The organism is Pseudomonas sp. B21-041 (assembly GCF_024748675.1).
Taxonomy (GTDB): domain Bacteria; phylum Pseudomonadota; class Gammaproteobacteria; order Pseudomonadales; family Pseudomonadaceae; genus Aquipseudomonas; species Aquipseudomonas neuropathica.
On sequence record NZ_CP087175.1, the window covers coordinates 1,073,876 to 1,094,992 of the forward strand.

Genomic DNA, 21,117 nt, shown 5'->3' on the forward strand with positions numbered 1-21,117 from the left:
GATGCAGGTGAGGTGAGTAAAACGGCGCCCATAAAAAAGGCCGCTGCAAACGCAGCGGCCAAGGTAAGACGTTGGATCAAGGAGCTACAAATCAACGTCAGTGAACACCGGGGCGATAAACCGAAGTCTTCGATTCATCTGAAATCTGTCAGCAATGGCCTGAGTCGCTCAAAGGCCAGTGCTTCGTGCTTTGCGGCGTGTCCCGTGAAAGCGCGTTCAGAATAAGGTGTTGAACACGTAGGAAAAATACCGATTCCGGACATGCACTGTTGCGGGGCGCGTAACAGTCCCATGTGCTGATGTGCACCATGCGCGGCACTGATGATCTTCCATCCAGCCGATCCATGAACGGCGCAAAGCCCCGTCGTTCAAGGCCATTCATCCTTTCGAGCGACAACACGAATACCTCCTTGGTGCGCTTATCGACGCGGTTGCCCGGCAGTAGGGTGGGGCCTTCTGTCACTCACCGGGGAAGACGCATGACAAAAACAACAATGCGCGCCATCTTCACACCGCAGGCGCTGGCCGCCGCGGTGGCTTTGGGTTGCTGCGCCCAGGCGCACGCGGTTGCGTTCAACATTGGCGAGATCGAGGGCACCTTCGACTCGTCGCTGTCGATCGGTGCGAGCTGGGGCATGCGCGATGCCGACAAGTCGCTGGTCGGCACGGTCAATGGCGGGACCGGGCAATCCTCGACCGGTGATGACGGGCGTTTGAATTTCAAGAAGGGTGAGACCTTCTCGAAGATCTTCAAAGGTATTCACGATCTTGAACTCAAGTACGGCGACACCGGTGTGTTCGTGCGTGGCAAGTACTGGTATGACTTCGAGCTGAAGGACGAAGACCGCGAGTTCAAGCCGATCAGCGACAGCGGACGCAAGGAAGGTGCGAAGTCCTCCGGCGCGCAGATTCTTGATGCGTTCGTCTATCACAACTATTCCATTGCCGATCTGCCAGGCACCGTGCGCGCGGGCAAGCAGGTGGTGAGTTGGGGCGAAAGTACGTTTATCGGTAACTCGATCAACAGCATCAACCCGATCGACGTTTCAGCGTTTCGTCGTCCCGGTGCCGAGATCAAGGAAGGTCTGATTCCGGTCAACATGCTGTTTGGCTCCCAAGGCCTGACCGATCAACTGACCGTTGAAGGTTTCTATCAACTGGAATGGGACCAGACCGTTCTCGACAACTGCGGCACTTTCTTCGGGGTCGATGTGGCGGCGGACGGTTGCAACAACGGCTACACCGTTGGCAACCCGGCGATCGCGCCGTTTGTGCCGCTGACCCAGGCCTTTGGCCAAGGTATTCAGGTCACCCGTGAGGGGGTGGTGATTCCCCGTGGCGGCGACCGTGATGCGCGGGATTCCGGGCAATGGGGGACGGCGTTGCGCTGGCTCGGTGATGACACCGAATATGGCCTGTACTTCATGAACTACCACAGCCGTACGCCGGCGGTAGGCACAACCACGGCCGGTCTTTCGACGTTGGCGGCATTGCCGGGCATGGTCGGGATCGCCAATGGCCTGGCACCCGGCAGCGGTTCCGGCCTGGCGCAGAGCGTGATGCTCGGGCGCGGTGGCTACTACCTCGAATACCCGGAAGACATTCGCCTCTACGGCGCGAGTTTTTCCACCACGTTGCCCACCGGCACTGCATGGACCGGCGAGATCAGCTACCGCCCGAATGCACCGGTGCAGGTCAACACCAACGACCTGACGCTGGCGCTGCTCAACCCGATTGCCGGTGGCGCTGCTTCGCCGATCGCCACCACTGCGGGAGCCGACAACAAAGGCTATCGGCGCAAAGAAGTCACGCAAATCCAGAGCACCCTCACGCACTTTTTCGATCAGGTGTTAGGCGCGGAACGCCTGACCGTGGTCGGCGAAGCTGCGGTGGTGCATGTCGGTGGCCTGGAGTCGCGCAGCGAGCTGCGTTATGGCCGCGATTCGGTGTATGGCCAATACGGTTTCGGTGGTGATACCGACGGTTTCGTCACCTCGACCTCATGGGGCTACCGTGCCCGGGCGATCCTCGATTACGCCAACGTGATCGGCGGGGTCAACTTCAAACCCAACCTGTCGTGGTCGCATGACGTCGCCGGTTATGGCCCCAACGGCCTGTTCAACGAAGGTGCGAAAGCGATCAGCGTCGGCGTCGATGCCGACTACCGCAACACCTACACCGCAAGCCTCAGTTACACCGACTTTTTCGGTGGCGACTACAACGTCCTCGAAGACCGTGACTTCGTCGCCCTGAGCTTCGGCGTGAACTTCTGATCTGCCCGAGAAGGATGAATGCAATGCGCAAAATGATTCTGCAATGTGGTGTGCTGGCCCTGAGTCTGCTGGCGGCCAACGTGATGGCTGCGGTGTCGCCGGAGGAGGCCAACAAACTCGGCACCAGTCTGACGCCGCTCGGCGCCGAGAAGGCCGGCAATGCTGACGGTTCGATACCGGCATGGACCGGCGGCATCCCGAAAAACGCCGGGGCGGTGGACAGCAAAGGCTTCCTCGCCGACCCGTTTGCCAATGAAAAGCCGCTGTTCACCATTACTGCTTCCAACGTCGACAAGTACAAGGACAAGCTCTCGGACGGGCAGGTGGCGATGTTCAAACGCTACCCGGAAACCTACAAGATCCCTGTCTATCCGACCCACCGCACGGTCGCCGTGCCAGCGGAAATCTATGAGTCGGCCAAACGCAGCGCGCTCAATGTCACCAGCATTAACGATGGTAATGGCCTGGCCAATTTCACTGGTAACCGCTACTACGCCTTCCCGATTCCGAAGACTGGCGTGGAGGTGTTGTGGAACCACATCACCCGATATCACGGCGGTAACCTGCGGCGCATCATCACCCAGGTGACCCCGCAGACCAACGGCAGCTACACGCCGATCCGCTTCGAAGAAGAGATCGCCGTGCCACAACTGATGAAGGATCTCGACCCGGAAAAAGCCGCCAACGTGCTGACCTTCTTCAAGCAGTCGGTAACGGCGCCGGCACGTCTGGCCGGTAACGTGCTGCTGGTTCACGAAACCCTCGATCAGGTGAAGGAACCGCGTCTGGCGTGGATCTACAATGCCGGCCAGCGCCGCGTGCGTCGGGCGCCGCAAGTGGCCTATGACGGCCCGGGCACCGCCGCCGATGGCCTGCGCACGTCGGACAACTTCGACATGTTCTCCGGCGCTCCGGATCGCTACGACTGGAAACTGGTCGGCAAAAAGGAAATGTACATCCCGTACAACAGCTACAAACTCGATTCGCCGAAGCTCAAGTACGACGACATCGTCAAGGCCGGGCATATCAATCAGGACCTGACCCGTTACGAACTGCACCGCGTCTGGGAAGTGATCGGCACGGTCAAACCGAGCGAGCGGCACATCTACGCCAAGCGTCACATGTACATCGATGAAGACAGCTGGCAAGTGGCGCTGGCAGACCACTACGACGGTCGCGGGCAACTGTGGCGTGTCGCCGAAGGTCACGCTCAGTACTACTACGATCACCAGGCGCAGGCCTACACCCTCGAAGCGCTCTACGACATCATTGCCGGTCGCTACATTGCCCTGGGAATGAAGAACGAAGAGAAGCACAGTTTCGAGTTCGGCTTCGAAGCCAAGGCTGCCGACTACACGCCAGCGGCCTTGCGCGCAGAGGGCGTACGGTAACGGTTGTGATACACAAGCGAGGCAAAAGGCGACCGCTCGGTCGCCTTTTTTATGGACACCAATCAGCGCGCTGAATACTCGTCAACAAGTGCAGGGGAGAGGGCTAGGGTGAGGGCACAACGATAAAAAGGCTCACCCGATGACCGCCATGACTGCCTGTCTGGATCGCCCCGGATTCTTGCCCAGACTTTCTTCCCATCATCAACTTCGCCCTCGACTGAGTGAGCCGCTACTGACGACTGTGGCGCGGATCAGGCTGATCTGCGCGTCGCCCGGCAGTGGCAAAAGCGCGTTGCTCTCCGAATGCTTGTCACAGGCACCGGCACACTGTGCGGTGCACTGGCTGCCACTGATGGGCGTGTCGTTGAGTACGGAGGAGTTCTGTCGGCGGCTGAGTCTGGCATTGGGGCTGGCAGCAATGGATGAGGCGCAATTGGCGGCGGCACTGGCACGCTGGTCAGCGCCCACCTGGCTGTTTATCGACGACTATTGTCGGCTCCCCGATCCGGCTCTCGATGCATTGTTGGACCGCTTGCTGGCGCTCAGCAGCCCGGCATTGATCTGGTGGATCGGCGCGCGTCGACGCCCCCAGTGCAATTGGCCACGGTTGCTGCTGGACGACGAATTGTTTGAATGCGAAAGCGCGACGCTGGCGCTGACCCCGGAAGAAATCGCTCAGGCGTTAAAACACCTGTCCGCGGAGCAGGCTGCCAGTGTGGCCGCGCGGATTGTTCATCGAACCGGTGGCTGGTGCGCCGGGGTGCGCATGGCGCTGCTGCAAAAATGCGACTGGTCGCAAACCCTTCAGCCGCAGCAAAGGGTGGAAACACTGCTGGATTATTTGCAGCACGAACTGTTCAGCGGCCTGACGCCGGAGTTGGCCGAGGTCTGGCGGGTACTGGCGAATCTGCCGCGTTTCAATGCTGAGTTGTGTGAGCACCTGTTCGGTGCCGGAGAAGGCGCGGACTACCTGCGCACCCTGCAAACGCTGGGTTGCTTCATCGAACCATGGAATGACTCGTCCCAGTGGTTGCAGATCTTTGCACCTTTGGCTCAAGTGATGCGCGATGAGCGCTGGCCTGCGGCCCGCTCATGGCATCGTCGGGCATGCCAATGGTTCGCCGCTGCCGGGGACTGGCGCTCGGCTTTCGAGCAGGCGTTGCTTGCCGAGGAATTCGAAACAGCAGTGAGTCTGTTGCAGCACTTCAACTTCGAGCATCTTTTTGAAGAGCAAACGGTGGTGCTGTTGTTGCGCCTGCATGAATCTCAGGGCGAAGGAGTGACCTTGGGATCACCGCAGTTGGTTGGGCTGATTACCGCAGCTCTTTTGTTTGCCGGCCGTTTTGAACAGGCCACGCAGTGCATCGCGCACCTGGCGAGGTTCATGCCGCAACCTTCGGCGGCACTGGAACGACAACTGATTGCACGCTGGCAAGCGCAACAAGGCTGGCTGATGCATTTGCAGGGGCGTATGACGCCTGCGCGCGAACTCTTTCAGCAAGCTCTGGAAGCGCTCGATGGCGATGCCTGGGCCACAAGGTTGCTGTGCCTGTCAGGGCTGACTCAACAAGCCTTGCTCTGTGATGAACTCGAACAAGCGCACGCCATCAGTCGCGAAGCGTTGTGTCTGGCGCGGGCACAAGGCTCCTTGCTGTTTGAAGGCTTGCTGGAACTTGATCACGCGCAGTTGCTTGAGCAGCGTGGTGCTCCAGCCCGCGCTGACAACCTGCTACTGAGCATTGAGCAGTTACTTGGCCAGCGCGCTGAGCGGCCATCGCCGCTGCTCGGTCGTATCGCCCTGCGTCGTGGTCGATTGGCGTTGGTCATGGGGCTGGAGGAGCAAGCCGCCGTTCTGTTCAAACGTGGCCTGGAGGATTGTCTGCGCAGTCACGATAAACGGGTGTTGTTCGGCTATCTGGGGCTGGCGCAGATAGCGGCCAACCACTGTGAATACACGCAAGCATTCGAGCGCTTGCACGAGGCCGAGCGGTTGATGCAGCAACGCAGGATTCCAGACACGGTTTACCGTGGTGTGTTGTTACAGGTCAGTAGCCAGATCTGGCTGCAGCAGGGGCGGGCGCAGTTGGCACATGAGGCGTTGAGCCGGGTGCTGCGCCACTATCAACCGCCGAACGCGTTGCAGGCACCTCCGGCGACGGTTCAACTGATTGCGCGTATTCAGTATTTGCTGATATTGGCCACGGCATCTTTGCAACGCGGTAGTGATCTCTCGGAGCAACTTCAGGTGTTGCTGGATAAAGCCCGCAAGTGCGGGGCGCAGACACTTGAGGCGGAGTTGCATTTTGCCCTCGCCGAAGTGGCATTGCTGCACAGCGAGTCGTTACGGGTGGTTGAGCATGTGGAGTGCGCGTTGAAGATTGTCCGGCGCTCGGGGTCACAATTGCTGATACGCCAGGCCACCCTGCGTTCGCCGAAAATATTTGATCCGACAATTGTGCTGGAGGAAAAGCAGCAAGTTGTAGCCGAGTCTGAAGCTGAAAGTTCACTGAGTCAGCGAGAGTTACAAGTCTTGGTATTGATTGCGGCAGGTGATTCCAATCAACAAATCGCAGAAAAACTTTTCCTTTCATTGCATACCGTTAAAACTCATGTCCGAAGGATCTATATAAAATTGGGGGTGATGCGTAGAACGCATGCAGTGGCCAGGGCCAGAACATTGGGTTTGATGTAGGTGTGAGGTTGTTAGATGTTTTTAGTTGTAACTTAGGGGGTTGTTGGTGTTGTAATTAAACACTGTTGGAAACAGTGCGGTGGGTATCTTTTTGTTCTGGATCTGAATTAGCTTGATTTGGCGAGGCAAGTTGTAATTGGTCACTTGTCATTATCAAGCTGATAGAGATTCCATTATGGAAATTAATAAAGAAGCCGAAAGCCAAAGTCTGCGTGAAGTGGGGAAAGCCCTGGAAAGTATCTCGCAGGAATTGAAGCTTGTTCCGTCATTTTCAGTGGTGGTGCAGGACACGTTGCGTGAAGCGCTATGGAAGATCTCCGAAGGTGTGCGGCTAAGCAGCCTGTTCGTCAATGTCGTGGCGGGCGCCAAACCGAAAAATAAACAGCCGGTTGGACGTTTGCTGGATGTCGCGCTTGAGTGCCTGCAAAGTGGTCGGCCGCCAAACTATGATGTCAATGATTATGGTGTCTTCAATCACCCGAATTTTACCAGTCGTGAAGACATTCTTACGCAAGTCCCGATCTCGGCTATTGAAAAAGTAGTAGCAGATCTGCTGAAGAAACTGGCGGTTGATTACACGGCGACTGTGCGGCAGTACTGGGAAAATCTGACCGTTCAAAAAACAAGTGGAGCTTATCCTCAGTTAACGCGAAAGTCTGCTTTAGGTGTACTCGAAGCTAACCTTTTCATTAGTGAGCTGGAGGCACTGACGATTCAAGGGGTCATTACTCAGCAACAACGAGCGCTGATCAGTACGACCGTACAACCCAGTCTGACCGGCACTTGTTACGGGGTTTTCATTGAAGGTCAGAATGGCAAATACATCGAGCAGAACGCGATGTTTGTATTGCCCCTTACAGCTCCTGTCTATGAACAGTTGGTTCCCGGTGAACAGGGCGCTGTCGTACTCTACTGCGCGAATCGTGGTCTCGAATTGTTTTCTTCCATTTGGAAGCTTGAACAAGCGTTGTTGAGCCGACTGGGCTCCTCGGAAACTCAGGAAGAGTTTCTGCAAACGCTGTCGCTCAGTGAACGCGTTGGGTTCGCATACGTCCCTGCTATTCGTTTTTTGAAAGTTCGTGCGAATTTGTTTGAGAGATTCGTTGGTAAGCGGATTCACACGATGTACAGCGACATCACTGGGTATCTTGAATCTGTCGGTAAGCCAGGCTCGGAGTTTGATAAAACTGTTGTCGCCGTAGAGGCCGCACAATCGTTGCCCGATTTGAATCATCAGGCCAGAAAACGCCAGGTACAACTGATTAAGCATGTCGAGCGGAATGCTTGGCCGCAATGGTTGAAAAGCACTTCCGATGTCAATCAGGAAGTGTATGTTTCCCTGCAAAAAGAGCTGCTTGAAGCCGAAGTCAAACTTCATGAGGTCACTCACGGAGTTGCTTCGCTGAAAGACTACGCGCGGTTGGCCGTAGAGGACTTCATATCGCCGGGTAAAGATGAACGTATCGACCCGGACACGGTATTCGTGAAAGTCACCCATACCGTGCCTCTGGCGGATGGAAAAAAGGTGGAACTCACCGAGCGCAAAACGCTGACTCAGGCCTTTATGCAAGGTGCTCATGATCTGGCAGGGCAATATCAGATCGTTCCGGAGGTCCCCTCCAGTCTGCCAAAGTTGAGTCCATCGAACATCCTGCGTGCCATCAAGTCGTTGGACGTTCGTGTTGCCTATACCACGGCTCAACGTCTTCTGTATTCCCAAGCCGAAGTTACCGGGTCGCTGCGAGTGGTCCTTAGCCGTAAAACAGCGCTGACCCTGTTCGCGGCGATCCTGCAGAAACACGTGGGACCTTCAGCTCATAAATTGGTGATGGGTTATAACCTCGGCGATACGTCCATTGAAACGCTGGGCGTGGCGCTCAAACACTGGTTCAAGCCTTTCAATGGTTTGCTGGTTTATCGCAGGAAAGGTGTGGCAGCCGATCGCAGCGCTCATGTCCTGCACATACCGGGTTCGCCAGCCGGGCAGGAGTGGTTTGAATTCACCGACCTGAAAAGCCTGCAGCACAAGTTGGCGCAATGGGCGGCCAAGGCTGAAACCTGGGCGTACTTGCTGAGTCAGGCACACGCCAGCGACAGTGCGCAGATGCAAAGTGATTATCTGAGTCTAAAACCATCTGAGGTACTGAATGAATGGTGGTCGAAGATTAAGTTGGTCGATTTACCCGAAGAGGAGCCTTTGTTCGGAGCCGTTCAAAATCACATTTTGTGGAGTATCGATCAAACCGAAGCTGCCACCCCTCAATGGTACAGAAAGGCCAGCTCGAACGATCAGCACCTGCTCAATCGTCTGAACGCTGATTTCAAGGCTATTCATCATCATTCCCGGGAAATGCTGGCGGTCGAGCCGTTCAAACAGTTTTCCAGCCATTTGGTGAAGAAGGAGCTGAAGGAGTATTTTTCCCGGACAGGTTCATCTGTGGACATTAACCCTGACGAGGTATGGGTCAAATTTCACGCAGACTCGAAGATCAGCCTGACCGATCTGTTTATTCAGTGGCAAAAGTGGCGCAGTGACGTAAGCGCGTTCGAGAAATTTTTCACCTGGGTGAACCCTCAATTAGCCGGGATTGAAAATTTGCGAGAGCAACTCAGGCAGGCCACCTTCTGGACGTTTACCGGACAGCCCATTGCCCAACTGAATGCCAGAGTTATCAATGATCTGATCGATCTGAGGCCTGGTGAAAAGTATCTTCAATATCTGAAAGATAAATTCCTCAATGCGTCCGACATTGACTTGAAAGCCAGTCTGTATCGAAAAACAAAACAAAATGAAATGCTCCGGGCTGCATTGATTCAGAAAATCAAAGGCGAGCTCTCCCTCGACCAATTCAGCTGGTTGCAGGGACTCATTAACGGATTTGATCGCGATCTGCCTCGTCAGGGCATCATCACCACGGGTGGGAAGCCGGGCATTGGCGTATACGAGTTCACTCTAAGGGGACGCGCCCTTGTCGGGGCTTACGTTTTTGGGCGCAAAGTCAGCGGGCGTGATGAGTTTTTTGTCTATATTCCCGATACGCCTGGTGGCAAGGATTTCTTCCCTGTCCAGGAACTTGCTGGTCGATTGAAAAGCGTGACCTTCAACAAAAAGGTCTTGAGCCTCGCTCGTCTGGAACATCAGCAGGCAGTGAAAAACCTACTGGACACCTACTGGGACTCGAACCCGGTAGCGACCAGCAATCCGGAATTGACCAACAGTTATCCAGTACTGGCTTTCAAACAGGAGTACCTGGCTAAAATCGGGCAACTCGTCGCCGATGTGGATTTTCAGACGAGCAGTTATCTGGAAACGCTGTGGAAGGATGTGAGGGTACTGGCCGAATTTGCCCTGGATGTGGCTTCGATGTTCATTGCGCCACTTGGCTTGGCACTGACCGTACTGCGCATTACTCAGTCGGTTGTGCTGGGCATTGTGGCTTCCAGTCAGGGCTCCGATGAGGCTGCGAACGCACATTTTGCATCGGCGTGGCGAGGGGCGATTCTGTTGTACGTTGGCAAAGTGGCGGCGATCGGCGCGCCCGTGAACCCGATTGCTCTGCTATCGAGCGTCAGGGATTTCGCCGATGTGATGGCAGGCGTTACCGGTGTTGAAGTCAGCATCAACTACGTGACAGCAATCACCGCACCTCCTACGGTCGTGAACAGCACCACTCGTCTGCTCAACTGACAGATGAAACTGCGCGAGTAACGGCCCTCGTTACTCGCTCGATTGGCGCCATTCAGCCCTGCAGAGGTTCATAACCCATCCGCCAGCTCACGGCCCGCGTCGCCGCCAGCAACCGCTGCGCCGCCGGGCCGTTTTCGTCGGCATGGAACAATGAAGTGGGGCCAACGATGGTCAACACGGCGGCCACCTGGCCGACGGCGTTGAACACCGGGGCGGACAACGCATCCACACCCGGCATCAGCAGGCCATGCACATGATGCAGACCGCGTTCGCGGATCTGTTCGCACAGGGTTGCGTAGGTTTTTTCGTCCTTCAATGGATGATCCACAGCGGCAATTTCCTGCTCGCGCAACTCATCGGTTTCCCGATGGGGCAAGTAGGCGCTGAACACCAGTCCAGTCGATGAACTGAGCAGTGGCAACACTGAACCCAGTTGCGTCACCACCGTCACCGCGCGCACCGCCGGTTCGATATGCACCACGGTCGCGCCCTGATTGCCCCACACCGCCAGAAAGCAGGTTTCGTTGAGTTCGTCGCGCAGTTCGGCCAACGGCAGGGCGGCGACTTTCAGCACGTCCATACTGTTGAGTGCGGCCAGGCCTACGCGCAAGGCTTCGCGGCCGAGCCCGTAATGGTTGGTAGCGGTGTTCTGCTCGGCGAATCCTGAAGCGATCAACGCTTGCAGATAGCGATGAACCTTGCTCGCCGGCATCTGCACATGTTCGGCCAGACGCGACAACGAAGTGGACGGCGACAGCTCGGCCAGAGCCTTGAGGATGTCAGTGCCGACTTCGGCGGAGCGGACTTTCTGTTTGCCGTTGCTGTCGCTGGTTTTTTCCATGGTGCGGCCGGGTTCCGAAACGAATGGGCGTCTTTATAGCTTGACGCTGGATAGCGAGCAAATTACGTTATGCGTAATCGAATTACGATAATAACAACCCCGGCGTGCCGAAACCTCTGAGCCAGAGCGATGGGCCACTGCCGACTCCCTGTTCAGGAGGCTCCATGAACCTCGATTCAACCGCTCAGGCGCTGGCGTATCAGTCCGGTTTCGGTAACGAATTCAGCTCTGAAGCGTTGCCCGGTGCGCTGCCCGTCGGCCAGAACTCGCCGCAAAAAGCCCCCTACGGCCTCTATACCGAATTGTTTTCCGGTACCGCGTTCACCATGACCCGCAGTGAAGCGCGGCGCACCTGGATGTACCGCATTCAGCCGTCGGCCAATCACCCGGCCTTCGTCAAACTGGAGCGGCAACTGGCCGGTGGCCCGTTGGGTGAAGTGACGCCTAATCGCCTGCGCTGGAATCCGCTGGAGATCCCGGCCGAGCCGACCGATTTCATCGACGGTCTGGTGAGCATGGCCGCTAACGCGGGTGCAGAGAAACCGGCCGGCATCAGCATCTACAACTACGTCGCCAACCGCTCGATGGAGCGGGTGTTCTTCAACGCCGACGGCGAACTGCTGCTGGTGCCGCAACTCGGCCGTCTGCGCATCGCCACCGAATTGGGTGTGCTGGAAGTCGCGCCGCTGGAAATCGCCGTGCTGCCGCGCGGCCTGAAATTCCGTGTTGAATTGCTCGACCCGCAAGCCCGCGGCTATGTCGCCGAGAACCACGGCGCGCCGCTGCGTCTACCGGATCTGGGGCCGATCGGCAGCAACGGTCTGGCCAACCCGCGTGACTTCCTGACTCCGGTTGCCGCTTACGAGAACCTCCAGCAACCGACCACGCTGGTACAGAAGTTTCTCGGCCAGTTGTGGGCCACCGAGCTCAATCACTCGCCGTTGAACGTGGTCGCCTGGCACGGCAATAACGTGCCGTACAAATACGACCTGCGCCGGTTCAACACCATCGGCACCGTCAGCTTCGATCACCCGGATCCGTCGATCTTCACCGTGCTGACTTCGCCGACCAGCGTGCACGGTCTGGCCAACCTCGATTTCGTGATCTTCCCGCCGCGCTGGATGGTCGCCGAGAACACCTTCCGTCCGCCGTGGTTCCACCGCAATCTGATGAATGAATTCATGGGCCTGATCCAGGGCGAATACGACGCCAAGGCCGAAGGGTTTGTGCCCGGCGGTGCCTCGCTGCACAGCTGCATGAGTGCCCACGGCCCGGATGGCGAGACCTGCACCAAAGCGATCAACGCCGAACTCAAACCGGCGAAGATCGACAACACCATGGCCTTCATGTTCGAGACCAGTCAGGTGCTGCGCCCAAGCCGCTTCGCCCTCGACTGTCCGCAACTGCAATCCACTTATGACGCCTGCTGGGCCACTTTGCCCGCCACGTTCGACCCGACCCGGAGATAACCCATGACGCAGAATTCCATCACCCGCAGCTGGGTTGCCTCGGCCAACGGCCACGCTGATTTCCCGCTGCAGAACCTGCCGCTGGGTGTGTTCAGCAGCAACGGTGCGATGCCGCGCGCTGGCGTGGCGATTGGCGACCATATCTTCGATCTGCAAGTAGCGCTGGAAGCCGGGCTGTTCGACGGTGTCGCGCGCAGCGCTGTCGAAGCCATGCACGGCGGCCAGTTGAACGCATTCTTCGAACTCGGTCGCGAGGTGCGTGTGGCACTGCGCACCCGTCTGCTGGAACTGTTCAGCGAAGGCAGCACACACCGCGGCAACATCGAAGCCCAAGGCGCAAAATTGCTGCCCCTGGCCGCCGATTGCCAGCTGCATCTGCCGGCACGCATCAGCGATTACACCGACTTCTACGTCGGCATCGAGCACGCGCAGAACGTCGGCAAACTGTTCCGCCCGGATAACCCGCTGCTGCCGAACTACAAGCATGTGCCGATCGGTTATCACGGTCGCGCCTCCACCGTGCGTGCTTCCGGTACCGACGTGCGTCGCCCTAAAGGCCAGACGCTACCGGCCGGTCAGACCGAGCCTGTGTTTGGCCCGTGCGCGCGCCTGGACTATGAGCTGGAACTGGGCATCTGGATCGGTCAAGGCAACGAGATGGGTGACTCGATCGCCATCGGTGACGCGGCTGATCACATTGCCGGTTTCTGCCTGCTCAACGACTGGTCGGCGCGCGATATCCAGGCCTGGGAATACCAGCCACTGGGGCCGTTCCTTTCGAAAAGTTTTATCACCAGCGTCTCGCCATGGGTTGTAACTGCTGAAGCCTTGGAACCGTTCCGCACCGCGCAACCGAAGCGTCCTGAAGGTGATCCGCAGCCGCTGCCGTACCTGTTCGACAAGCGCGATCAGGACGGCGGTGCCTTCGACATCGAACTGGAAGTTTTGCTGCTCACCGAAGCCATGCGCGAGCAAAACCTGCCGGCCCATCGCTTGACGCTGAGCAACACCCGCTACATGTACTGGACCGTCGCGCAAATGGTCGCGCACCACAGCGTCAACGGTTGCCAGTTGCAGGCCGGTGACCTGTTCGGTTCGGGCACGTTGTCCGGCCCGCAGAGCGGTCAGTTCGGTAGCCTGCTGGAAATCACCGAGGGTGGTAAAAAACCGATCGAACTGGCTTCTGGCGAGGTGCGTAAATTCCTTGAGGACGGTGATGAAATCATCCTGCGTGCGCGTTGTGCCCGTGACGGTTTCGCCTCGATCGGCTTCGGCGAGTGCCGCGGCAAAGTGCTGGCGGCGCGCTGACAGGAGCGGGTTATGGATCTCTATACCTATTACCGTTCGACCTCGTCATACCGCGTGCGAATCGCGCTGGCGCTGAAGGGCCTCGACTATCAGGCGTTGCCAGTCAATCTGATCGCGCCACCCGGCGGCGAGCATCGGCAAGCGGCGTATCTGGCGATCAATCCACAGGGGCGGGTGCCGGCCTTGCGCACTGATGAGGGCGGTTTGCTGATTCAATCGCCGGCCATCATCGAGTACCTGGAAGAACGTTATCCACAGGTGCCGTTGCTGCCGGAAGATTTGTTCGCCCGCGCGCAGGTGCGCGGTGTGGCGGCGGTGATCGGTTGCGATGTGCATCCGCTGCACAACGTCAGCGTGCTCAATCGCCTGCGCCAGTCAGGGCACGACGAGCCGCAGGTGGTCGAGTGGATCAGTCACTGGATCAGCCAGGGGCTGGCGACGGTGGAGCAATTGATTGGCGACGAGGGCTTCTGTTTCGGCGAGTGGCCGTGCGTGGCCGATGTGTACCTGATTCCGCAGTTGTATGCGGCTGAGCGCTTCAACGTCAGCCTTGAGGCGTATCCGAAAATTCGTCGGGTCGCCGCACTGACGGCTGAACATTTAGCATTCATCAAGGCCCATCCTGCCAATCAACCAGACACCCCGTAATTCCCCTGTAACTGATCGTTCCCACGCTCTGCGTGGGAACGCATCCCGTGACGCTCTGCGTCACAGTGGACGCAGAGCGTCCCCGGCGGCATTCCCACGCGGAGCGTGGGAACGATCCGGTTGCCACATCAAAAAATCATAAAAACAAAACAGGTACCTTGCGATGCACAACCAGATTGCCAGCTTCCGCGCGGCACTCGACGCCCGTCCTGTGTCCCGTTATCAGTGGTTGCTCTTGATCCTGCTCGCCTTGCTGCTGGTCACCGATGGCTATGACGCCCAGGTGCTCGGTTATATAGTGCCCGCGCTGGCGCAGGACTGGGGGCTGGAAAAGTCTGCATTCGGGCCTGTTTTCAGTGCCAACTTGCTCGGCCTCACCCTCGGTTCCCTGGCTGTCACGCCACTCGCCGACCGCTTTGGCGTGCGGCGCATTCTGCTCGCCTGCGTGCTGATCTACGCCACGCTGACGGTGCTGATGGTCTTCGCCGATTCGCTGAACACGCTGATGATCGCGCGCTTTATCTGCGGCATCGGCATGGGCGGGGCGATGCCCAGTGCTATGGCGTTGATGTCGGAATACTCACCACCGCGTTTGCGCACCTTGATGGTGACGCTGGCGGCCTGTGGCTTTTCATTCGGTGGCGCAGCCGGTGGTTTCGTCGCCGCAGGCTTCATCGACCAGTTCGGCTGGCAGGCGGTGTTCCTCGCCGGTGGCGTCACGCCGTTGCTGCTGTTTCCGTTTCTCTGGTGGATGCTGCCGGAGTCGTTGCCACGTCTGCTGCGCGATGCGCCGCCGTACGCGCGGCTGCGCAAAGTCACCGCGCGCATGCTGCCGGATTGGCAGCCGCCCGTTGCCAGCGTCGAACAGAACGAACGCGAGCAGGGCAGCAAACTGACCGTAGTCGAGTTGTTCCGCAATGGCTACGCGCGACCGACCTTGCTGATCTGGGCAACGTTTTTCGTCAGCCTGATTCTGTTGTATTTCATGATCAGCTGGCTGCCGACGTTGCTCCTGGAAAGCGGCCTGAAACTCAACGAAGCCAATCTGGTGACGTCGATGTTCCTGTTCGCCGGCACCTTGGGCGCGATCTGCATGGCCTGGTTTGCTGACCGCTTGAAGCGCAAGGTGCGTTTGCTGTCGGCGGTGTTGGCAGGTGCGGCGCTGTGCACGATTCTGCTCGGACTCAATCATGACAATCCGCGTTATCTGGTCGCCTGCGTGTTCGCCGCCGGGTTCTGCATCATCGGCGGGCAACTGACGCTGAATGCGTTTGCCAGTAATTTCTACCCGGCGCATGTGCGTGCGACCGGCACCGGTTGGGCATTGGGCGTGGGGCGTTTCGGTTCGATTCTCGGGCCGCTGTTCGGCAGCCTGTTGTTGGCGATGCACATTCCAGTGGCGCAGATTTTCTTCTTCTGTGCGATTCCGGCGGTAATTGCTGCATTGCTGATCATTCAGGTGCGTTCGCCCACCGAAGGAAGTTCGGCAGTTGGAATGGGGATATCTGTCAAATCCTGAAGAGCAAAAGATCGCAGCCTTCGGCAGCTCCTACACGGGAATACACATTTCAATGTAGGAGCTGTCGAAGGCTGCGATCTTTTATTTTTAATGGACGACGGAGTTGGGCGGCAGGTGGCTGAGGCGTTCAGTCAGGCGCAGGCGCTGAATCGGGTCGTCGCTGAGCATCAGCGCATGCTCCAGATCAAAGCGCTCGGCATTCGGGCAGTCGAGCCGCTGATAAAGACTGGCTCGGGCCAAGTAATCAGCGGCGCCAGCGTCACCCAGTTCGAGCACGCGTTCGGCGTCGATCAGCGCGGCAATGAAGTCATCATGCGTCAGGTGCAACTGCCGCAGGTTGCGCGACAGGCGCTGAAGCATTTGCACCGGCGAGGCGGTCAGCAGATGCTCGGCGGTCAGCTTCATGTTCGGCCCGTACTGGCGCTGCAACAGTTCGCGACAATCGTTTGGGTACAAACGCCGGCCGCCGCACGGATCCAGCAAGTGATCAGCGCCGGGCACCCGCAACAGGAAGTGTCCGGGGAAGTTGACCCCGACCAGAGGAATCTCCAGGCCACGCGCCAGCTCCAGGGCAATCAGCGCCAATGCCAACGGCTGGCCGCGACGGGTCTGCAACACCTTGTGCAACAGCGCTGCTTGCGGGCGCAGCGGCAGGAAGTGGTCCTGGGCAAAGCCCAGATCAGTCATGCGGCGCAACAGGGGCTGCGCCAGTTCACTGACCGGCAACATCGGCAAGCCGTAACTGACTCGTTGTTGCAGGTCCCTGAATTCTTGTAACAGCGCGTCGGGATCGACCGTTTTTTCGTGCTCGGCCGCCATCCACAGCGCGGCTTCGAACAGCGCGGGCGGTGAACGGTGCAGGCATTCGAAAAAACGTTGACGCGCACTCATCGAAATCTCCGGGGAATGCCTCGTTTTAGCCCCGCCCGCAAGATTCGTCCAGTCCCCTGCTACGCAGGTGTCAGGTTATGCCGCAAAGCCGTTGTCGGCGAGGGCGCTTATTCCGGTGCGCTCCAGCAATTTTCAGGCGCAGGCCTATACTGGCGTTCTACAAGAAGTGATTCGGGAGCCCAACGATGTTTGCGCTCATGCAAAGCACTCGCCTGGAATCGCTGCACCTTAGCGTTGATCCGGTCACCGGGTTGAAGGCGGTCATTGCCATCCATAACAGTCGCCTCGGGCCAGCCTTGGGCGGATGTCGTTATCTCGCCTATCCCAATGACGAATCCGCCGTCGAAGATGCCATTCGCCTCGCTCAGGGCATGAGCTACAAGGCTGCGCTGGCGGGGCTGCCGCAGGGCGGAGGCGTGGCAGTGATCGTGCGCCCGGCTCATGTGGAAAACCGTGGCTCGCTGTTCGAAGCTTTTGGCCGTTGCATCGAACAGCTCGACGGTCGCTACATCACCGCCATCGACAGCGGCACCTCGGTGGCGGATATGGATTGCATCGCCCAACAGACTCAGCACGTCACCAGCACCACCTCGGCCGGCGACCCCGCTCCGCATGCCGCGATGGGTGTATTTGCCGGCATTCGGTCAACGGCCATGGCGCGGCTGGGCAGCGACAACCTGGAAGGCTTGCGCATCGCCATTCAGGGGCTGGGCAATGTCGGTTTTGCCTTGGCCGAGCAATTGCACGCCGCCGGCGCGGAACTGCTGGTCAGCGATATCGACCACGGCAAGGTACAACTGGCGATGGAACAGCTCAACGCGCACCCGATTGCCAACGATGCATTACTCAGTACACCGTGCGACATTCTTGCGCCGTGCGGTCTGGGCGGTGTGCTGAACAGCCACAGCGTCACCCAACTGCGTTGCTCTGCCGTGGCAGGTTCGGCGAATAATCAACTGACGCATCTGGATGTCGCCGATCAACTGGAACGGCGCGGGATTCTGTATGCGCCGGATTATGTGATCAACGCCGGTGGCTTGATCTACGTTTCGCTGAAACATCGTGGCGAGGAATTGCCGACGATTACTGCGCATCTGTCGAAAATCAGTTCGCGGCTGACCGAGGTGTTCGCCCATGCACAGGCGGAAAAGCGTTCACCGGCGCGGGTGGCAGATGAGTTGGCGGAGAAAGTTTTGTATCGCTGAGTTTCACAGGCATGAAAAAGGCCCTGAGCCATTCGACTCAGGGCCTATTCAATTCGGGCTGGATTACTTCGCAGCCTTCGCCGCTTTGGCTGGCTTGGCCGGTGCTTCAGCAGGTTCCGCCGCCTCAGCTTGTTCAACTGGTTCTGCCGGTGCATTGAGCAGCTCGGACAGTGCATCCGGCTGGCTCTTGAACGCCCGGGCGAACACATCGCGATTCTTCGCCATGTAGATCCCGGCTTCTTCCACTTGCTGTTCAGTCAGGGACGGAACGGCTTTTTGCAGCACATCGGCCAGATATTCGGCCAGTTCGAGCATTTTGTCATGACGGTCAGCTTCGGCTTTATCCATGAACAAGCGCTCCAGATCTCGGCTGCTGCGGTATACCACTTCGACGGCCATTCACCACCTCACATGCCTTCACATTAAGTTGTCTTGACGACTACTGTATCCATATACAGCGAAAAGGATAAGCGAATCCCTGCGCCATGGGTAGTGGCTTTTCAATGTAGACCGGATTTCGGGTTTGTCAGGCCGACCGTGTCGCTGCATTCGCGAGCAGGCTCGCTCCCACAAAAGCACAGCGGTGCGACCAAACGCCACGGCGCGGGTCTGGCGGCGGTTCGCCATGATGGCGTGGCCTCTTTTCTGCATGAAAACCGTTACGTGCAGAAAACCGTCACGTCCAACACGCATCATCCGCTCGCATTCGAGCTAAGGAACATCATCGTGAAAATCAACTGGGCCGAGAAACTGCGGCAAAACGTGCATCAACTGGCCGAGTCCCTGGGCAACCTGTTCGTCGAAACCTTTCACTATCTGGCGCTGTTCGCCATCGGTGCGGTGACGGCGTGGGCGGCGGTGATGGAGTTTCTCGGGATGCTCGAGGAAGGCCACATCAAGATCGATGACATTTTGTTGCTGTTCATCTATCTCGAACTTGGGGCGATGGTCGGAATTTATTTCAAGACCAACCACATGCCGGTGCGCTTCCTGATCTACGTGGCGATCACCGCGCTGACCCGTTTGCTGATCTCCAACGTCTCGCACCACAACCCGCCGGACATGGGCATTATCTACCTGTGCGGCGGCATTCTGTTGCTGGCGTTCTCGATTCTTGTGGTGCGTTACGCCTCGTCACAATTTCCTTCGGTGAAGATCGAGAAACCGCAGCGCAAACTTGGCGCCGGTTCCAGCGAACATCCGGAAGTCGAGAAGGGCGAGCTTTAAAGCCCGGCTGCTTGCCCGGGCTGGCCGATGAGGCGTGGTGGTGGCGGGGTCAGCCCGTCGCCGCTGGTCATCGCTTCGAGGATTGCCATGGCGCTGTGGCCTTGCTCGATGGCAATGCCGAACTGGATGCTTTGCACCAGACGCTTGAGGCGCACGGGGTCGTTGCGCTGCTCGGCGCTGATCATGCGCTTGGCCACGATCCGGCCGCTGTTGGACAGGGTCAGCATGATGCTGCCGTCCAGGCCTTGAATGCTCAGGTTGATCTGATAGTCCGGCGCAAAGGCATCGGTAATGATCTGAAAAGGATTGTCCATGATGCGTCACCGCCTGATTGAACGTGCAGTTGTTGACCGGCCGTGATCGGGTTGGTTCGCCCAACCGGATCATCGGCCATTCCGTGGCCTGTATTTGTTGCTTTCATGTAGGAGCTGTCGAGGAAACGAGGCTGCGATCTTTTGCTCTTCAGTGTTTTGATTTCGGTCACGAAGAGCAAAAGATCGCAGCCTGCGGCAGCTCCTAAAGGTATGTAGCAAGGGCTGTGCCGGGAAAATTGTCGAACAATGAACACGGGGATTAAAAAGGCGAGCCACGCGGCTCGCCTTTTTTAATGGCCCGTTTTCAGGGCAGAACCGAGTAGATGATCGCTGACAGTGCAATCAGGCCGATCAGCACCACAAACACGTTGGACACCTGCCCCGAATACTGGCGCAAGGCCGGCACGCGGCGGATGGCGTACATCGGCATCAGGAACAACAGGCAGGCAATCACCGGCCCGCCGAGGGTTTCGATCATGCCAAGGATGCTCGGGTTGAACGTTGCCACGGCCCAGCAACTGAGGATCATGAACACGGCGGTCGCACGGTTCAGCCAGCTCGCTGACATCACCCGGCCACGGCTGCGCAGGCTTTTCACGATCATGCCCTGGAAGCCTTCACTGGCGCCGATGTAGTGGCCGAGGAAGGATTTGGTGATCGCCACCAGCGCAATCAGCGGCGCGGCGTAAGCGATGACCGGGGTCTGAAAGTGGTTGGCCAGGTACGACAGGATCGAAATGTTCTGCGCCTTGGCCGCTGCCAGATCCGCCGGCGACAGCGCCAGCACACAGCTGAAGCAGAAGAACATCACCGTGACGACCATCATGCCGTGAGCCATAGCGAGGATGCCGCTGCTTTTGCGTTCGGCCTGCTCGCCGTAACGTTGTTTCTGCTCAACCGCGAACGCGGAAATGATCGGCGAATGGTTGAATGAAAACACCATCACCGGAATCGCCAGCCACATTGTCTTGAAGAAAGCGGACATTGGCATGGCTTCTTGGGCACTGGCAAAAAACGCACCGTTCCAGTTTGGAATCAGGCTGAGCGCCAGTAGCAGCAATGCGGCAACAAATGGATAAACCAGCACGCTCATGGCTTTGACGATGACGCTTTGACCACAGCGCACAATCGCCATCAAACCGAGGATCAACACCAGCGAGAGGATCGCCCGTGGTGGCGGAGTGATGTGCAATTGGTGTTCGAGGAAACTGCTCAGGGTGTTGGTCAGCGCCACGCTGTACACCAGCAGAATCGGGAAGATCGCGAAGAAATACAGGAGCGTGATCAGCTTGCCGGCACCGATGCCGAAGTGTTCTTCGACCACTTCGGTGATGTCCCCGGAACGCCCGGACAACACGAAACGGGTCAGACCACGGTGGGCAAAAAACGTCATCGGGAAAGCCAGTACGGCGAGAATCAGCAAAGGCCAGAAACCGCCGACGCCGGCATTGATCGGCAGGAACAAGGTGCCAGCACCGATCGCAGTGCCGTACAGGCCGAGCATCCAGGTGGTGTCGAATTTGTTCCAGCCCTTGTGGGCCGTTTCTGCATTGCGTGTGCGGTCTACAGCGGGATTTTCGGCAGCAGGTGTACGTACATCGGTCATCGGTATCGCCTCGTTATTATTTTTGCTCGGGCTCACGGTTGGCAG

14 protein-coding genes and 1 pseudogene are annotated in these 21,117 nt (G+C 58.1%); 10 read left to right on the forward strand and 5 right to left on the reverse strand.

All coding sequences use genetic code 11. The annotated features are described in order from the left end of the window. The first annotated feature begins 479 nt into the window (after window positions 1-479). The 4 genes from LOY43_RS04630 to LOY43_RS04645 all read left to right on the forward strand — a co-directional run bounded on the left by LOY43_RS04630 (window position 480) and on the right by LOY43_RS04645 (window position 10,044). A complete protein-coding gene (locus LOY43_RS04630) occupies window positions 480-2,273 on the forward strand; it encodes a DUF1302 domain-containing protein (RefSeq protein ID WP_095049782.1) in 1,794 nt (597 codons plus the stop codon). Window positions 2,274-2,296: 23 nt separating this feature from the next. Further along, window positions 2,297-3,664 (forward strand): DUF1329 domain-containing protein, encoded by a 1,368-nt coding sequence (locus LOY43_RS04635; RefSeq protein ID WP_095125410.1) that lies wholly within the window; start codon window positions 2,297-2,299, stop codon window positions 3,662-3,664. Window positions 3,665-3,803: 139 nt separating this feature from the next. Continuing rightward, window positions 3,804-6,356, forward strand: coding sequence for a LuxR C-terminal-related transcriptional regulator (locus tag LOY43_RS04640; protein WP_258709264.1), 2,553 nt, complete (start codon window positions 3,804-3,806; stop codon window positions 6,354-6,356). A 175-nt stretch (window positions 6,357-6,531) separates the two neighbouring features. Beyond that, window positions 6,532-10,044, forward strand: a complete 3,513-nt coding sequence (locus LOY43_RS04645; protein ID WP_258709265.1) for a dermonecrotic toxin domain-containing protein — start codon at window positions 6,532-6,534, stop codon at window positions 10,042-10,044. 52 nt (window positions 10,045-10,096) lie between these two features. Here LOY43_RS04645 and LOY43_RS04650 read toward each other — a convergent pair whose 3' ends face one another. Then, on the reverse strand, window positions 10,097-10,885 hold the full coding sequence (locus LOY43_RS04650; protein WP_093436103.1) for an IclR family transcriptional regulator: 789 nt from the start codon (window positions 10,883-10,885) through the stop codon (window positions 10,097-10,099). A 164-nt stretch (window positions 10,886-11,049) separates the two neighbouring features. Here LOY43_RS04650 and hmgA point away from each other — a divergent pair, with 164 nt between their 5' ends. The 4 genes from hmgA (at window position 11,050) to LOY43_RS04670 (ending at window position 15,829) form a co-directional block, all read left to right on the forward strand. Then, a complete protein-coding gene (gene hmgA / locus LOY43_RS04655; protein ID WP_095049786.1) occupies window positions 11,050-12,354 on the forward strand; it encodes a homogentisate 1,2-dioxygenase in 1,305 nt (434 codons plus the stop codon). 3 nt (window positions 12,355-12,357) lie between these two features. Next, the gene (gene fahA, locus LOY43_RS04660) at window positions 12,358-13,662 is read left to right on the forward strand and encodes a fumarylacetoacetase (RefSeq protein WP_095125414.1); all 1,305 of its coding nucleotides are present in this window, start codon (window positions 12,358-12,360) and stop codon (window positions 13,660-13,662) included. A gap of 12 nt (window positions 13,663-13,674) precedes the next feature. Beyond that, window positions 13,675-14,310, forward strand: a complete 636-nt coding sequence (gene maiA, locus LOY43_RS04665) for a maleylacetoacetate isomerase (protein ID WP_258709266.1) — start codon at window positions 13,675-13,677, stop codon at window positions 14,308-14,310. Window positions 14,311-14,473: 163 nt separating this feature from the next. Further along, on the forward strand, window positions 14,474-15,829 hold the full coding sequence (locus tag LOY43_RS04670) for an aromatic acid/H+ symport family MFS transporter (RefSeq protein WP_258709267.1): 1,356 nt from the start codon (window positions 14,474-14,476) through the stop codon (window positions 15,827-15,829). Between the two features lie 87 nt (window positions 15,830-15,916). Here the strand turns inward: LOY43_RS04670 and LOY43_RS04675 are convergent, their stop codons facing one another. Further along, window positions 15,917-16,720, reverse strand: coding sequence for a SirB1 family protein (locus tag LOY43_RS04675; protein WP_258709268.1), 804 nt, complete (start codon window positions 16,718-16,720; stop codon window positions 15,917-15,919). Window positions 16,721-16,905: 185 nt separating this feature from the next. Here LOY43_RS04675 and LOY43_RS04680 point away from each other — a divergent pair, with 185 nt between their 5' ends. Continuing rightward, complete coding sequence (locus tag LOY43_RS04680; protein WP_095049791.1) at window positions 16,906-17,925, forward strand: Glu/Leu/Phe/Val dehydrogenase dimerization domain-containing protein; 1,020 nt, start codon at window positions 16,906-16,908, stop codon at window positions 17,923-17,925. Window positions 17,926-18,069: 144 nt separating this feature from the next. On the opposite strand, the pseudogene LOY43_RS04685 reads toward LOY43_RS04680, so the two are convergent. After that, a pseudogene (locus LOY43_RS04685) lies at window positions 18,070-18,324 on the reverse strand (YebG family protein); the annotation flags it as partial. Between the two features lie 327 nt (window positions 18,325-18,651). Here LOY43_RS04685 and LOY43_RS04690 point away from each other — a divergent pair. Continuing rightward, window positions 18,652-19,152 carry a phosphate-starvation-inducible protein PsiE gene (locus LOY43_RS04690; RefSeq protein WP_026000737.1) on the forward strand — a complete coding sequence of 167 codons (501 nt, stop codon included), beginning with the start codon at window positions 18,652-18,654 and terminating at the stop codon, window positions 19,150-19,152. Here the strand turns inward: LOY43_RS04690 and LOY43_RS04695 are convergent. Next, the gene (locus LOY43_RS04695; protein ID WP_095049793.1) at window positions 19,149-19,466 is read right to left on the reverse strand and encodes a DUF3509 domain-containing protein; all 318 of its coding nucleotides are present in this window, start codon (window positions 19,464-19,466) and stop codon (window positions 19,149-19,151) included. The genes LOY43_RS04690 and LOY43_RS04695 overlap by 4 nt on opposite strands. 304 nt (window positions 19,467-19,770) lie before the next feature. After that, the gene (locus tag LOY43_RS04700; protein ID WP_095049794.1) at window positions 19,771-21,072 is read right to left on the reverse strand and encodes a serine/threonine transporter; all 1,302 of its coding nucleotides are present in this window, start codon (window positions 21,070-21,072) and stop codon (window positions 19,771-19,773) included. Window positions 21,073-21,117 lie beyond the last annotated feature (45 nt).

What these genes read in the sequence shown, in the direction of transcription:
- LOY43_RS04675 (WP_258709268.1), bottom strand. Translation starts at nt 16,720, where the DNA reads ATGAGTGCGCGTCAACGTTTTTTCGAATGCCTGCACCGTTCACCGCCC.
- LOY43_RS04680 (WP_095049791.1), top strand. Translation starts at nt 16,906, where the DNA reads ATGTTTGCGCTCATGCAAAGCACTCGCCTGGAATCGCTGCACCTTAGC.
- LOY43_RS04650 (WP_093436103.1), bottom strand. Translation starts at nt 10,885, where the DNA reads ATGGAAAAAACCAGCGACAGCAACGGCAAACAGAAAGTCCGCTCCGCC.
- LOY43_RS04645 (WP_258709265.1), top strand. Translation starts at nt 6,532, where the DNA reads ATGGAAATTAATAAAGAAGCCGAAAGCCAAAGTCTGCGTGAAGTGGGG.
- LOY43_RS04630 (WP_095049782.1), top strand. Translation starts at nt 480, where the DNA reads ATGACAAAAACAACAATGCGCGCCATCTTCACACCGCAGGCGCTGGCC.
- LOY43_RS04670 (WP_258709267.1), top strand. Translation starts at nt 14,474, where the DNA reads ATGCACAACCAGATTGCCAGCTTCCGCGCGGCACTCGACGCCCGTCCT.
- LOY43_RS04695 (WP_095049793.1), bottom strand. Translation starts at nt 19,466, where the DNA reads ATGGACAATCCTTTTCAGATCATTACCGATGCCTTTGCGCCGGACTAT.
- hmgA (WP_095049786.1), top strand. Translation starts at nt 11,050, where the DNA reads ATGAACCTCGATTCAACCGCTCAGGCGCTGGCGTATCAGTCCGGTTTC.
- LOY43_RS04635 (WP_095125410.1), top strand. Translation starts at nt 2,297, where the DNA reads ATGCGCAAAATGATTCTGCAATGTGGTGTGCTGGCCCTGAGTCTGCTG.
- maiA (WP_258709266.1), top strand. Translation starts at nt 13,675, where the DNA reads ATGGATCTCTATACCTATTACCGTTCGACCTCGTCATACCGCGTGCGA.
- fahA (WP_095125414.1), top strand. Translation starts at nt 12,358, where the DNA reads ATGACGCAGAATTCCATCACCCGCAGCTGGGTTGCCTCGGCCAACGGC.
- LOY43_RS04700 (WP_095049794.1), bottom strand. Translation starts at nt 21,072, where the DNA reads ATGACCGATGTACGTACACCTGCTGCCGAAAATCCCGCTGTAGACCGC.
- LOY43_RS04640 (WP_258709264.1), top strand. Translation starts at nt 3,804, where the DNA reads ATGACCGCCATGACTGCCTGTCTGGATCGCCCCGGATTCTTGCCCAGA.